Below are 12099 nucleotides of genomic sequence, written 5' to 3' on the forward strand. Positions count from 1 at the left end.
TTACGGCGCAATGATGGGTGAGGCGGCAAGGTCAGCCTCTTTCACGTCAACACCGACAAAGGGTGTGCCGTGCTCGAACCAGCTGCGCGGGGCAGGGGCTCCCCAGAGGGTTTGGCGCTGTGGATCTTTCAGGTCCCATTTGATCGGCTCCAGATCAGGATCGACTGTCTGGTAATCCGAGCAGTAGATTTCGATGCGGTGACCATCGGGGTCGAGGATGTACAGGAAGAATGCGTTCGAAATACCATGCCGCCCCGGTCCGCGCTCGATATTGTCGACGTAGCCGGTCGTGGACATCAGATCGAGCAGATCAATGATATTGAGCGGCGTCGGTACCCAGAACGCCACGTGATGCATGCGCGGGCCCGTTCCGTTGGTGAATGCCATGTCGTGAACACCGCCTTTGCGATGCATCCATGCGGCCCAAAGTCGTTTGCTGTCTTCATCCTCGGTGTATTCGGTTACGCGGAACCCGAAATCGCTGTAGAAAGCGACACTGTCGTCGACATTGGTTGAGAAACAGTTGAAGTGATCGATCCGCAGCGGCTTTACCCCACGATAGAGGGCGTATTTCTGATGGATCGGCTCCAACCGGTCCATCTTGTGATAGAACTCCAGCGGGATTCCCATATTGTCCGAGGTCAGGAGTGTCCGCCCCTGATAAGGACGCTCAACCCATTCGGTCGGACGGCCCTTGGCTTTGAAGTATGCTTCGGCCCGGTCCAAGTCCGCTTCATCGAAGGTCTTGAACCCCATGACTTCGACGGTGCCCGGTTGATCTGATTTCTGCAGGATCACACAATGATGACCACGCTCTTCCATGGCTCGCAGATAGACATGGGTGTCGCTCTCGTCTGAAACCTGCAGGCCCAGAACTTCGGAATAGAACTTACACGATGCGGCCAGATCACTGACATTCAGGCAGACGTGGCTCAGGCGGATCGTGTTGAAATCAGGATACAGATTGGGGGCGGGAACGGGCATTGAAGCCTCCTGGAGTTGGTGTGGTTTCGCGCGTCTTGGATCGGGGCCTGCCGTTAGAGCTTGCCCAATTGCATGATCTTGTGCTGGCCAGTGGCAAAGCCGATGTGCTTTTGCTCCATGTAGAATTCAAAGCTCCAGTCACCGCCGTCGCGGCCGATGCCCGATGCTTTGACCCCGCCGAATGGTGTGGGCAGGTGGCGTACATTCTCCGAGTTCACCCAGATCATTCCGGCCTCGAGCTTGTCGGTAAACCGAAGCGCGCGCGTCAGATCATTGGTCCAGACATAGCCGGTCAGACCATAGGGTGTGTCGTTGGCAATCCGCAGGGCTTCATCTTCGGTTGTGAACGGGATCGAAGTCAGGACAGGGCCAAAGATCTCTTCCCGCGCAATGCGCATATCGTTGCTTGCATTGGTGAACAGGGTGGGGCGTACAAAATAGCCTTCGTCGCCTACCTTGCCCCCTCCAGCTGCAACGGTGGCGCCATCTTCTTTGGCGATGTCGAAATAGCTGGTGACCTTGTCGTAATGTTCCTGAGTGACCAGCGGGCCGATTTCGGTCGCCGGATCCAGCGGGTGACCGACCTTGATATTGTTCACCCGCTCGATCAGTTGCGCCTCGAATTCTTCCTTGATCGTGTCCTGGATCAACAGGCGTGAAGATGATGTGCAGCGTTCTCCGTTGATCGAATAGATCATGAAAATCACGGCATCCAGCGCCCGATCCAGATCAGCGTCGTCGAAGACGATGACCGGGTTTTTGCCGCCCAGTTCAAGGTGGTTTCGTTTGTGGGTATCGGCACCCTGTTTCACAATCAGGCTGCCGGTGCGGCTTTCGCCCACAAAAGCGATCGCTTTCAGCAGCGGGTGTTCGCACAGAGCTTTGCCTGCATCGGGGCCATACCCGTTCACGGTGTTCAGCACACCTTTGGGTAGTCCGGCCTCTTCCGCGATCTCAACCAGCAACCTTGCCGTCAGCGGCGAGTCTTCGGCTGGTTTGTGGACCACTGTACAGCCTGCGGCCAGCGCGGGTGCAATCTTCCACGTGGACAGCATAAACGGTGTGTTCCATGGGGTAATCACACCCACCGGTCCGATTGGTACGCGGCTGGTGACATTCATCAGCGTTGGGGATTTCAGATGCTGCCCGTCCCGCGCCTGAACAACCTGATCTGCGAAGTAGCGAAAGTTCTCTGCGCCGCGCAGGGCCGCTTTGGACATGAAACGGATGGTCTGGCCGGTATCCCAGCATTCGCACAGGGCAATTTCTTCGGCGCGTGCCTCGATCGCATCAGCGACATTCAGCAGGATTTTGCGGCGTTCGGTGGCGGGCATGTCGCGCCATTCCGGAAAGGCATCAGCGGCGGCTTTGGCGGCGACATTAATGTCCTGTGCGGTGCCATGTGCCACATCGCAGATCACTGACTTGTCGACCGGTGATGTAGATTGGAACACACCTGCTGTGCCGTCCTTATCTTTGCCAGCGATACGGTTCTTGATCCCGCCTTGCCTGAAGCGCGCCAGATAGCCGGTCAGTTTTTCGATATTGGTGTCCAGTGCGCTCATGCGTCAGGTCTCCTGAGTGCTTGGTCCCAAATGGTCACGGATCGTGCCAGTTTTGGGTGAAAGGTCGGGGTCGATGTCGCGCATTTCGAGCGATAGCGCGATGGAGTATTGCGAGAAGGCCGGGGCCAGATACGCCTTTGCGGCTTCGAATATCTGTTGGGCGGCATCCTGTTTGACTTCGTCGGAACGCCCGGCGCGCAACCGGATCGAGATATCAATAAAGCCATGATCAGGGTTACCATCGGCGATGGAGTAGTGATCGACCCTTGTTGCGCGCACGCGGATGCCGGGCATGGGAAAGGTATCAATCTCGGCTGCGGTTGACCGTATGCATTCACACAGGCCAGCCATGTCGATCCGATCCTCGAGATTGCCGGAATATTCGACGTGGAAGTGGGGCATGTGGTCTCCTCTAATTAGTAAACATGTTTAGTAAATGATATCGACACTGTCAAGAACTTGCTTTGTTAATCTTTGCAATTCCCGGATCAGGTCTCTAGAACGCGGATATGACTGTACAAAGCCATACCACCAGCACCTCGCGTGCTTTGCCCATCGCCTTGCTGCGCGCGCGCGAAACCGTCATGGCGCCAATTCGCGACATGTTGCAAGGCATCCAGCTGACCGAGCAAAAGTGGAGAATCCTTCGCGTTCTCGATGAGATGGGAGAAGTGGAGCAGAGCACGATCTCGAAAGAGGCCTGTCTGCTGCTGCCCAGCCTTACCCGTATCCTTCGGACGATGGAGGCTGACGGTCATGTCACTCGTCGTCAGGACAGTCAGGACAAGCGGCGCACCATGGTAACGATCACTGATAGTGGTCGCCTCATACTCGAAGAAAATCTTGCGACCTCGCTGGCGATTTACAGCAGCATCGAACAGCAGATGGGGCAGGAGAAGCTTGATCAGCTACTGGACTTGCTTGAGGAGCTGCAGGCGGTCAGGGTCTGATCCCCTAAGGCGATCAGCTTGCGCACTTGGGTATCGATTGAGGACTGCTTGGCTGATCGGAATACCGCGTTGCCTCAGGATGAGGGCTTCAGTGAATTCTGAAAGTAAAGCGGCCCACCCCTATGCCGAAGGAAGCCGTAGCCGTTGACAAACACAACGTCGATATCGCCACGCGTTGCAGAACCTTATCGACCTCTATTGCAAATCGGGGCAGGGAGGCAGGCCATTCTGCCTGCCGATGGATAAGCACCAGCACCGTGAGAAGCAGACTTTCACTATTTTCCGACGATTTTGATGGTGAAATCCCGTCTGGCAGAGGGCGGTGGCGGAGGAAAAGGAGCCGCGGCTTTTACCTGTGCAAGTGCGACCTGATCCAGTCGCTTTGATCCCGAGCTGCGGCTTATCGAGGCCGACAGCAAAGAGCCGTTATCGGCAATGCGAAATGATACCAGTGCAGCGCCCCGGATGTTGACGCTTTTTCGGCGCGCGCGCATGATGGCACGCTTGACCAGTCCGGCATAATTGCTCGCCTCGGCATTGCCTTGCTTTGCGGAATTGACCTTGGCTTTTTGCGCATTTGCAGCGCCCTTGCTTGTCTCGCCAGCCTCACTGCCTTTTTTGGCATTGTTCTTAGAATTCCCCTGCTGCGCCGCGACCTGACTTTTCGCCTCTGGTTCGGGTTCAGTTTTTTTGACTTTGCTTTGCTCTGGCACAGCTTTTGTTTCGGCCTGCTCGACCGGTTTCATGGCCTGTTGTTGCGTGGCCGGTTTTTGAACGGCAACGACAGGTGTGGCTGAGGCGGCTGCCGGTGCCGGACTGACTGCAGCAGCGGTCTCTGGTTCTGTCACCTGTTTGGAAGGGTCTACAGGTTTTGATTGTTCGGGTGTTTCAGCGGTATGTTGTTTGGTGACTTCAGCTGCTGCTGCAGTTCCCGCTGTGTAGTCTTCAAAAGAGGAACCCAACGCAGCAACCTCTACAGATCCACCGCCTTCGATCTGTATCTCTTCCTTTGCTGAGAAATCGTGCAGCGCAACGCTGTGGGTGGCGAGGGCCAGCAGGACGGCGATGATGGCCGCAGTACGGGAACTCGGGATCATTGCAGCGCTCTTTCAGTGACGACGAAGATCTTTTTGGCCCCAAGGCCGCGCAACTCTGTGCTGACCTTCACCAGCTCCGTTGCTGGCAAGGCCCGATCCGGGACGACCCGAACACTATCCAGCGGCAATTCCAGCGCTGCGCGGTCTACATATGCGCCAACCGAGGTCAGTTCGGCACCACGATATTCGAGAACGCCGTCAGCTCGGATCACCAATGCATCCGGCGGTTCGCGCCCTTCCAGATCCCGTGTCTCTGCAAGCTGCACAGAGTTGCTGAGCGGCGGCGCGATACTGCCCGCGATCATGAAGAAGACCAGCATCAGAAAGACGACATTGATAAGTGCAATTGTCGGCTCTTTGGCCTGATCAGATTTTGGATCAAGACTGATCATCCCAGCACCCGTGTCTGTAGCATCTTCATGGGGCGCAGTACCGTCAGCAGGTCAATAAGTTGCTGCGAGCTTGCTTCTTTTTCGAGACTGATCAGCACCGTCTGGTGCTTGTCACTTTGCAAAGCTGCCCCAAGCTGGTCGAGGGGCAGGGGTTTGCCATCAAGTGTGATGCGCTCGGCCTCGAGTTTCAGAAAGCGAATGGTGCTTTCCTGTGTGCTGCCGCCAGCCCCTGCCGAAGTCAGTTCGATCTCGCCAAATTTTGAAAAGGTCGAACTGAGCATGAAGAACAGCAGAAGCAGAAAAATGACATCGATCAGCGATGTCAGTGACAGGCGCTTGCGCCGTTTTTTCCGGGTGTCAAGCGCCATGAGCCAGTTTCGTGGTCGCGAGGGTGGCGCCCAGCGGTTCCTCTTCCGCGTGACCGGGTGCAAAGATCGTCCGCAGAGCCCGGTTCGCAAAAATGCGTTCGCGTCGCATACGAGCCTCGAACCAGGTCAGGATCAAAGAGGTGGGCATCGCCACCGCCAAACCTGCGGCGGTCGTCATAAGGGCTACCCAGATACCGCCAGCCAATAGCGAAGGGTCCACCGCGCTTCCGGCGCCCTGAAGCTCCTGAAAGGCTTCGATCATTCCGAGTACGGTTCCAAACAGCCCCAGAAGAGGTGCGAGTTGTGACACCATATCCAGAACATTCAATCCGCGTTCCAGCCGGGCAAAGCGTTCTTCGGCCTCAGCATCGACGCGGTCCGAGAGTGTCTGATCTCCGCCTGAAAGTGCCATCCGGACCACAGGTTCCAGATAGCTGCGGCTTTTGCGTAAATGGGCCAGCGCTGCGTCGCGGTCATGTCTGTCCCAGGCTTCAATCGCAAGAGAGAGTTCCAGATGGCGTCCAACGCCCGCAACTTTATATTGCCACAGCTTATACAGGACCAATGACAGCGTGGCGATTGATGCTGCGATCAGAATGGCGACAACCGGGCCGCCAAGTTCGAGTATTTCCAGTAGGGTATTGTGAAGATCTGACATTGGTTAACCGATCATCTCTGTTTCAAGCCGGCTTTTGAGACGCAGTCCATCCATGCAGGCGTCTGTCGAATTGCCGTTAATCTCGCAGGTCGCTGCGCCGTTGATCAGAATTCCTCCGATCTGGTCGCACTGTCTGTCGTTGAACTGAAACTGTCTTACCCTCGGGCGTCCGGTGGGTAGTTCGGCGAAGTCGAGCAGAGTCAGCAACGAAACCTCTCCCTCTTCGCCGAAAAGGACGACCTCATAAACCGCTGAGGAAATATCATCCGGATTGCTGTTCTCGATCAGAAAATTCAGCAGGCAGCCGTCGTCTTTGGCTTCCGCCGAACTCAGTTCGATCATAACACCGGGGGGTTCCTGAGCTGCGGCAAATCCTGCCCCTGTGATCAGGGGCAGGATTGTCGGGACCGCTCGGACAATGTTGCGAAAATGGGTTTTCTTCATTGTCGGTCCTTTCGATTGGTTCAGAAGGTTTTCGCCAGTGTCAGCTTGAAGTTGCGACCTGGTGCATTTCGGGTCGACAGATACGGCAGGTAGTTCTTGTCCAGGATGTTCTCGATCCCGACGCGGAACTCGAAACCTTCAAGGACGCCTTCTTGCGGCAGGTAGGTTGCGCGCAGTGTATTCACACCATACCCGGCAGCCAGAGTACGGCCGTTGGTTTGAACCGCTTTGGCACCCAAGATTTCCCAGCTTACATCCAGCGTTTCACCAAACCGTTTGCCGAGTGTAAGGCGGGCTGTGTCTGCCGGTTCGTTGCGCCAGCGGGATTCAGCCCCGGTGTTGTTGGTTTCTGTCGCATCTGTCACGTTGGCATTGAAGTCGACGTAGAAGCCGCTTGCATGTGCATAGGATGCTTCGATCTCAACGCCCTGAGCGTTGACTTCGTCAAGATTACGATACGACGTGATGTCCCGCAGGGTTGTATCGTACAGGTTGACTTTGGCACGTATAACGTCACCAGAGGAAAACACATCGCCACGGTCATATGAGAAGCCAGCTTCCCAGGTCGTCGATTTCTCGGGCTGGGTCATGAACAACGGAGTTCCAAGATCGTCGATGATCGGCAGATTCTCCGTATAGGCACCGCTGGCAAATACCGCGAAACCACTTTCGAATTCGTAACGTGCCGACAACCCGCCCATCAGGGCATTGTTGTTGTAGCTGGCGTTGTCGGGCGGGCTTTGGTCCGCGTCGCCTTTGATCGATTGGGTCTCGTAGCGAATGGCGGGTGTGATTGTCCAGTTTTCACCTACCTGCATGTCGTCAATTGCAAAGAATGCAAATCGACGATCCGTTCCACCGGGCGCTGCAAACGCATCAAGCCGTTCGCGGTTGATGTATTCAACACCGACGCGCAGGTCGTGATTGACTATTCCGGTCTGGAAATAAGCTGTGTTCTTGACCGTCAGCTTAGTCGTTTCATACCGGTGATCGGCGTCCAGCAGTGGCGAAGGACGTCCTACGGCAGAACTGTCGATTTGCTGATCCGAGTAGCTCAGATTGACGTCAAGATCGATCAGATCATTGTCTGCAGGTCGATATTGATAGCGCAAGATACCAACAGCCGTCTCGATATCTCTGTCGACATTCCCAAAAGCACCGGAAGTCGTTCCAAACGAGTCGTAAGGGACATCTCTTTCCTGAGAGGTCGAGTTGTTCCAAGACGCGGTCAGAGAGTGCTCGAGATTGTCACCGAATGAGAATTTGGCTTTCGCAAGGTATGACGGCAGCTCAAATGCACTGTTTCCGATGGTCTCACCGCCGCCATCTTTCTGATCGCTCTGTTCGCGGTGAGTGTAGTTCAGCAAGAACTCATACTGCTCGGTCGGTTGCCATGCCAAAATGGATGAGGACAGGAAGGCATCGCCATTTGATGCTCCGCCAAAGGTTTGTCGGAAGCGGAAGCCAGGTTGACCTCCGGTGAAGTCAGAGGCGTCTTTGGTTTCCAGCAGAATTGCACCACCAACAACGCCGGATCCGTACTCGAATGAACCTACGGTGCCGCGTAGAACCGATACGCTTTTGTAAAGTTCCGGATCGGTGAACAGCTGGTTGCCGATGCGATATAGTTCTTCAGCACCGGTGGTTGCGCCATCGACCTGAATCAGAACTTTCTGGTCGGTTCCGAATGTACCATTCGCGCCGAAGCCGCGGATATTTATACCGGACCCCTGAGGCGTCGAGCCATTCACAAGCGTCACACCAGGAACCGTGTCGATCAGTTCTGCAACAGTATTGGCCTGTCGATCATTGATCTCTTCCTGATCAATGTTTGTGATCGGAATTGCCGTGCCTGTCTGGATCTCACGTTTACTTTCACTCAGTTCCAAGGTGCCCAGGAAGCCATCTTCCTGTTCTTGTCCCTGTTCCTGCGCCAAAGCCCCTGCTGCGATTATGCTCAGGCAAGAGGCTGTGCCCAAAAGCCTCATCATTCGAAATTGTGCACGCATTTCTGTCCCTTCGATACACACTTGGACCGGAAGGGCTTGCACTAAGCTGGCGGTGGTCTGTTTTGGTCTTGTTTCTTGAATCACTGTTCAGTGACGTGGGACCGTTAATAAAGCTTACTAAAATAGTCAACAAACAATCTATATATCAATATTGACTACGCAACGTCCGGCAGCGGCCTGTGAGGTCACAATGAATGCAGAGGCAGTATAGCCTTGCGATCAATCTTGTGACCGTGGCCACGCGCTCGAACAAGCAGTGCAAATTCTGTCGGTGATTTGAGCCCACGGCGGATCGCTCTACCTTATGTTCTGGAGAAGCAGAGATGGAGCTTGCGAAGCAACAGCTACGATTCCTCTGTCTTATTATTCTGGCCTTTCTGTCAGCAGACCGTTTAGATGGTCAGGTTGATACGGCAGAGGCAACTGAGAACCGCGTGTTGCACACGGTGATCGAAGGACCAATTGGTCCGGCAACAGTGCATCATGTTGCCCGCGTTCTTGAGGGCTCAAGGAACCAACCAACCTCTGCTGTCGTATTTCAGCTCAACACCCCGGGAGGGCTGGCTGACGCAACGCGCGAGATTATTTCCGAGATACTGCTTTCACCAGTTCCGGTAATTACCTATGTCGCGCCTCCGGGTGCCCATGCCGCCAGCGCAGGTACCTATATCCTCTATGCCAGCCATGTTGCAGCAATGGCACCGGGAACCAATCTGGGTGCGGCCACACCAGTTGCAATTGGTGGTCTTCCTGGTGGCTTGCCTGGGCAACCCCCCGATGCTGCGGACGAGAAGAGTGACGAGACTGAAGAGGGTACCTCTGACGATCCGCTGGCCCCAAAGGATATCATGTCGGCCAAGGCCACAAACGATGCGGCGGCCCTGATCCGCAGTCTGGCAGAAATGCACGATCGCAACGCGGACTGGGCCGAAAGTGCGGTGCGGCAAGCAGAGAGTCTGTCTGCAACACAGGCACTGGAACTGAATGTCATCGACCTGATGGCTTCGGATTTACATGGGCTGTTGCGGGATGCGGATGGGCGCAGCGTGGTGATGGGTGAAACCCGAGAAACGCTGAAGGTCTCAGGTCTGCCCGTGGAACGGATCGAGATGGGGACAGTCACACGCATACTCAGCATCCTTTCAAACCCGAACGTGGCATTGGTGCTGATGATGTTGGGTGTTTATGGCCTGATATTCGAGTTCTGGAACCCTGGGGCTGTTGTTCCCGGAGTGGTTGGTGCGATCTGCTTGACGCTGGGGCTCTATGCGCTCAATCAACTGCCTCTTGATTACGCCGGGCTGGCACTTATCGGCCTTGGTATCGCATTCATGGTGGCCGAAGCTTTCTCGCCCAGTTTCGGGGTGCTGGGGCTGGGTGGGATCATCGCTTTCTCTCTGGGAGCAGCGATGCTTGTGGACACGGAAGTCGAGGCCTACCGTGTCTCGTGGTGGCTGATCGGTGTCATGGCGATGGTCAGCGCATCGATCCTGGCTGTACTTCTTGGATATACGATTCAGACCTACCAGCGTGCGCCGGTTACGGGCGCAAACCGGATGATCGGGGCGCCAGCGCGCGTATTGGATTGGTCCGATGGGGTCGGGTTTGTTTGGGTCGAGGGCGAGCGCTGGAAGGCCGATGGAAATGCCGACTTGCGGCCTGGTCAAGAGGTGCGCGTTTTGGGGGTCGACGGGCTAACGCTGCGTGTCGGCCCGGCGATGGACAAGCAATCTGAAACTGGTGGAGGGGTTTGATGATGCAAGCATTCCAGTTTGAATGGATCGCCTATCTCATCGCGTTGGTGCTGGTCTTCCTGTTCCTGCAGGCAGCAATCTACATCTTTCGGGAGTATGAGCGCGGGGTGTTGTTCACTCTGGGGCGGTTCACTCGGGTTTCGGGACCGGGCTTTGTTCTGATCATTCCGGTGGTACAGCAGCTTGTGCGCACCGACCTGCGTATGTTCGTGGAAGATGTGCCCAGTCAGGACGTGATCAGCCGTGACAATGTCTCGGTCAAGGTTAACGCGGTGATTTACTTTCGTATCGTCGATCCGCAGCGGGCAATCATCAACGTGGCTGATTTCCGGGCCGCCGTCAGCCAATTGGCACAAACTACTTTGCGGTCGGTTCTAGGCAAGCACGAACTGGACGAGATGCTGGCTGAGCGGGACAAGCTAAATGCTGACATCCAGGAGATCTTGGATCGCCAGACGGACGCTTGGGGCATCAAGGTAGCGAATGTTGAAATCAAGCACGTGGATATCGACGAGAGCATGGTGCGTGCCATTGCCAAACAGGCAGAGGCTGAACGTTTGCGACGGGCACGGGTCATCAATGCACAAGGTGAGTTTCAGGCGGCGTCGAAACTGGTCGAAGCGGGCAAACTTCTGGCGACCCAGCCAAACTCCATGCAACTGCGCTATTTCAACGCTCTCAACGATATCGCCGCAGATGGTACAACGACGGTCGTGTTTCCTTTGCCCATTGATCTGTTGCCCAAATCCTCAAAGTCGGACGATTGAAGCAAGCGGTGAAGCGCAGCATCACAGGAGGCGGCCATGGCCACGACAAAGACCGGAGAAACGGCGGTCGTTCTTGGCGGCACTGGATTCCTCGGACGCAGAGTTGTCCGGGAATTGAAGGAAGCGGGGTTCATCGTCAGCGTTGCGACGCGATTTCCAGAAAATGCTGTTCAACTGGGCATTGGTGATGAGAGCTCTGTTGGTGTGGTGCGGTGTGATTTGAAGGAACCAGAGAGGTTGCGGCGTGTCTTCAATGGCGCTGCCGTCGTCGTCAATTGTATCGGATTTTATAGCGAAACCCGCTCGGAAACTTTTCAGGATATCCATGTGATCGGTGCGCGCTCCGTCGCCGAGGCTGCGATCTCGGTTGGTGTCAGATCCCTGATTCATGTCTCCGGGATCGGAGCTGATCGCAATTCTCGATCCGCCTATGTGCGTGCGCGGGCGGAAGGAGAAAGAGTAGTTCTTTGCGCCTGTCCGGATGCTACGATACTGCGCCCAAGTGTTTTGTTTAGCCGAAGCGGTGCTTTTTTTTGCGACCTCGGCGCGATCGTACAACGCATGCCGATTTTTCCGTTGTTCGGGGATGGAAGTGTTCAGTTGCAGCCGGTCTGGGTCGGTGATGTTGCGAGGGCCGCGGTTCGTGTCTCCGGATTTTCCGATGCTCGCGGGCGCATTTACGAATTAGGTGGGCCAGATGTCCTCACCTACAAGGATATAGTCCAAAGACTGGCGCGGCGCGGCGGCAAAAAGAGGTTGCTAGTACCTGTGCCCTACCAGCTCTGGTGGCTGCTTGCTATGACGATGGCGGCTTTGCCCCAGCCGCCTATTACGACCGCTCAGGTGGCGCTTATGCGGCAGGACAACGTTGTTGGGGACAATGTCGCGACCTTTTCCGATCTTGAAATCCATCCACAATCTGCTGTTGCTCTGGGTTTGATCTGAGCCAACTGCCGTTTTAGACCGGTACGAACCAGTGGAGCTGGGCACTATCGTGACGCTGATGAGGATCTGTCGCCAAGTTGTTGATCCGGCACTTTCTATTGCGTCACGCTATATCTTGGTCAATTGTGCTCCCTGCTTCGATCTTTTTCGTGACTTCGCTCGCAGA

The 12099-nt window shown here is 55.5% G+C and carries 13 protein-coding genes; 4 read left to right on the forward strand and 9 right to left on the reverse strand.

Going from position 1 to position 12099, the window contains the following annotated elements:
* Genes hpaD through E1297_RS43540 form a run of 3 tightly spaced genes read right to left on the reverse strand, consistent with a single transcriptional unit; the run spans position 1 to position 2951 of the window.
* Positions 1-984, reverse strand: coding sequence for a 3,4-dihydroxyphenylacetate 2,3-dioxygenase (gene hpaD, locus E1297_RS43530; protein WP_155149500.1), 984 nt, complete (start codon positions 982-984; stop codon positions 1-3).
* Positions 985-1037: 53 nt separating this feature from the next.
* Positions 1038-2549, reverse strand: coding sequence for a 5-carboxymethyl-2-hydroxymuconate semialdehyde dehydrogenase (gene hpaE, locus E1297_RS43535; RefSeq protein ID WP_155149502.1), 1512 nt, complete (start codon positions 2547-2549; stop codon positions 1038-1040).
* A gap of 3 nt (positions 2550-2552) precedes the next feature.
* Entirely contained in the window at positions 2553-2951 is a 399-nt protein-coding gene (locus E1297_RS43540) for a 5-carboxymethyl-2-hydroxymuconate Delta-isomerase (protein ID WP_155149503.1), read from the reverse strand.
* Between the two features lie 107 nt (positions 2952-3058).
* Here E1297_RS43540 and hpaR point away from each other — a divergent pair, with 107 nt between their 5' ends.
* Complete coding sequence (gene hpaR / locus E1297_RS43545) at positions 3059-3499, forward strand: homoprotocatechuate degradation operon regulator HpaR (RefSeq protein ID WP_155149505.1); 441 nt, start codon at positions 3059-3061, stop codon at positions 3497-3499.
* 275 nt (positions 3500-3774) lie between these two features.
* On the opposite strand, the gene E1297_RS43550 is transcribed toward hpaR, so the two are convergent.
* The 6 genes from E1297_RS43550 to E1297_RS43575 are packed head-to-tail and all read right to left on the reverse strand — an operon-like array spanning position 3775 to position 8467.
* Entirely contained in the window at positions 3775-4596 is an 822-nt protein-coding gene (locus E1297_RS43550) for a TonB family protein (protein WP_155149507.1), read from the reverse strand.
* Positions 4593-4988 carry a biopolymer transporter ExbD gene (locus E1297_RS43555; protein WP_155149509.1) on the reverse strand — a complete coding sequence of 132 codons (396 nt, stop codon included), beginning with the start codon at positions 4986-4988 and terminating at the stop codon, positions 4593-4595. The genes E1297_RS43550 and E1297_RS43555 overlap by 4 nt, the downstream gene beginning before the upstream one ends.
* Positions 4985-5356, reverse strand: coding sequence for a biopolymer transporter ExbD (locus E1297_RS43560; RefSeq protein WP_155149510.1), 372 nt, complete (start codon positions 5354-5356; stop codon positions 4985-4987). The genes E1297_RS43555 and E1297_RS43560 overlap by 4 nt, the downstream gene beginning before the upstream one ends.
* On the reverse strand, positions 5346-6014 hold the full coding sequence (locus tag E1297_RS43565) for a MotA/TolQ/ExbB proton channel family protein (protein WP_155149512.1): 669 nt from the start codon (positions 6012-6014) through the stop codon (positions 5346-5348). Before E1297_RS43565 ends, E1297_RS43560 begins: the two co-directional genes overlap by 11 nt.
* 3 nt (positions 6015-6017) lie before the next feature.
* Positions 6018-6458: a hypothetical protein gene (locus tag E1297_RS43570; protein WP_209016345.1), complete on the reverse strand. Its 441-nt coding sequence runs from the start codon at positions 6456-6458 to the stop codon at positions 6018-6020.
* Between the two features lie 20 nt (positions 6459-6478).
* A complete protein-coding gene (locus E1297_RS43575; protein ID WP_155149513.1) occupies positions 6479-8467 on the reverse strand; it encodes a TonB-dependent receptor in 1989 nt (662 codons plus the stop codon).
* 323 nt (positions 8468-8790) lie between these two features.
* Between E1297_RS43575 and E1297_RS43580 the strand changes: the two genes are divergently transcribed.
* The 3 genes from E1297_RS43580 to E1297_RS43590 are packed head-to-tail and all read left to right on the forward strand — an operon-like array spanning position 8791 to position 11933.
* Complete coding sequence (locus E1297_RS43580; RefSeq protein ID WP_155149516.1) at positions 8791-10221, forward strand: nodulation protein NfeD; 1431 nt, start codon at positions 8791-8793, stop codon at positions 10219-10221.
* Positions 10221-10988, forward strand: coding sequence for a slipin family protein (locus E1297_RS43585; protein ID WP_244328098.1), 768 nt, complete (start codon positions 10221-10223; stop codon positions 10986-10988). Before E1297_RS43580 ends, E1297_RS43585 begins: the two co-directional genes overlap by 1 nt.
* Before the next feature lie 36 nt (positions 10989-11024).
* Complete coding sequence (locus E1297_RS43590) at positions 11025-11933, forward strand: complex I NDUFA9 subunit family protein (protein WP_155149518.1); 909 nt, start codon at positions 11025-11027, stop codon at positions 11931-11933.
* The last annotated feature ends 166 nt before the right edge of the window (positions 11934-12099 follow it).

This window comes from Roseibium sp. RKSG952, from assembly GCF_009711355.1.

Bases quoted from the DNA above. Each gene is read 5' to 3' on its own strand.
- hpaD (WP_155149500.1), bottom strand. From the start codon at position 984: ATGCCCGTTCCCGCCCCCAATCTGTATCCTGATTTCAACACGATCCGC.
- hpaE (WP_155149502.1), bottom strand. From the start codon at position 2,549: ATGAGCGCACTGGACACCAATATCGAAAAACTGACCGGCTATCTGGCG.
- E1297_RS43540 (WP_155149503.1), bottom strand. From the start codon at position 2,951: ATGCCCCACTTCCACGTCGAATATTCCGGCAATCTCGAGGATCGGATC.
- hpaR (WP_155149505.1), top strand. From the start codon at position 3,059: ATGACTGTACAAAGCCATACCACCAGCACCTCGCGTGCTTTGCCCATC.
- E1297_RS43550 (WP_155149507.1), bottom strand. From the start codon at position 4,596: ATGATCCCGAGTTCCCGTACTGCGGCCATCATCGCCGTCCTGCTGGCC.
- E1297_RS43555 (WP_155149509.1), bottom strand. From the start codon at position 4,988: ATGATCAGTCTTGATCCAAAATCTGATCAGGCCAAAGAGCCGACAATT.
- E1297_RS43560 (WP_155149510.1), bottom strand. From the start codon at position 5,356: ATGGCGCTTGACACCCGGAAAAAACGGCGCAAGCGCCTGTCACTGACA.
- E1297_RS43565 (WP_155149512.1), bottom strand. From the start codon at position 6,014: ATGTCAGATCTTCACAATACCCTACTGGAAATACTCGAACTTGGCGGC.
- E1297_RS43570 (WP_209016345.1), bottom strand. From the start codon at position 6,458: ATGAAGAAAACCCATTTTCGCAACATTGTCCGAGCGGTCCCGACAATC.
- E1297_RS43575 (WP_155149513.1), bottom strand. From the start codon at position 8,467: ATGCGTGCACAATTTCGAATGATGAGGCTTTTGGGCACAGCCTCTTGC.
- E1297_RS43580 (WP_155149516.1), top strand. From the start codon at position 8,791: ATGGAGCTTGCGAAGCAACAGCTACGATTCCTCTGTCTTATTATTCTG.
- E1297_RS43585 (WP_244328098.1), top strand. From the start codon at position 10,221: ATGATGCAAGCATTCCAGTTTGAATGGATCGCCTATCTCATCGCGTTG.
- E1297_RS43590 (WP_155149518.1), top strand. From the start codon at position 11,025: ATGGCCACGACAAAGACCGGAGAAACGGCGGTCGTTCTTGGCGGCACT.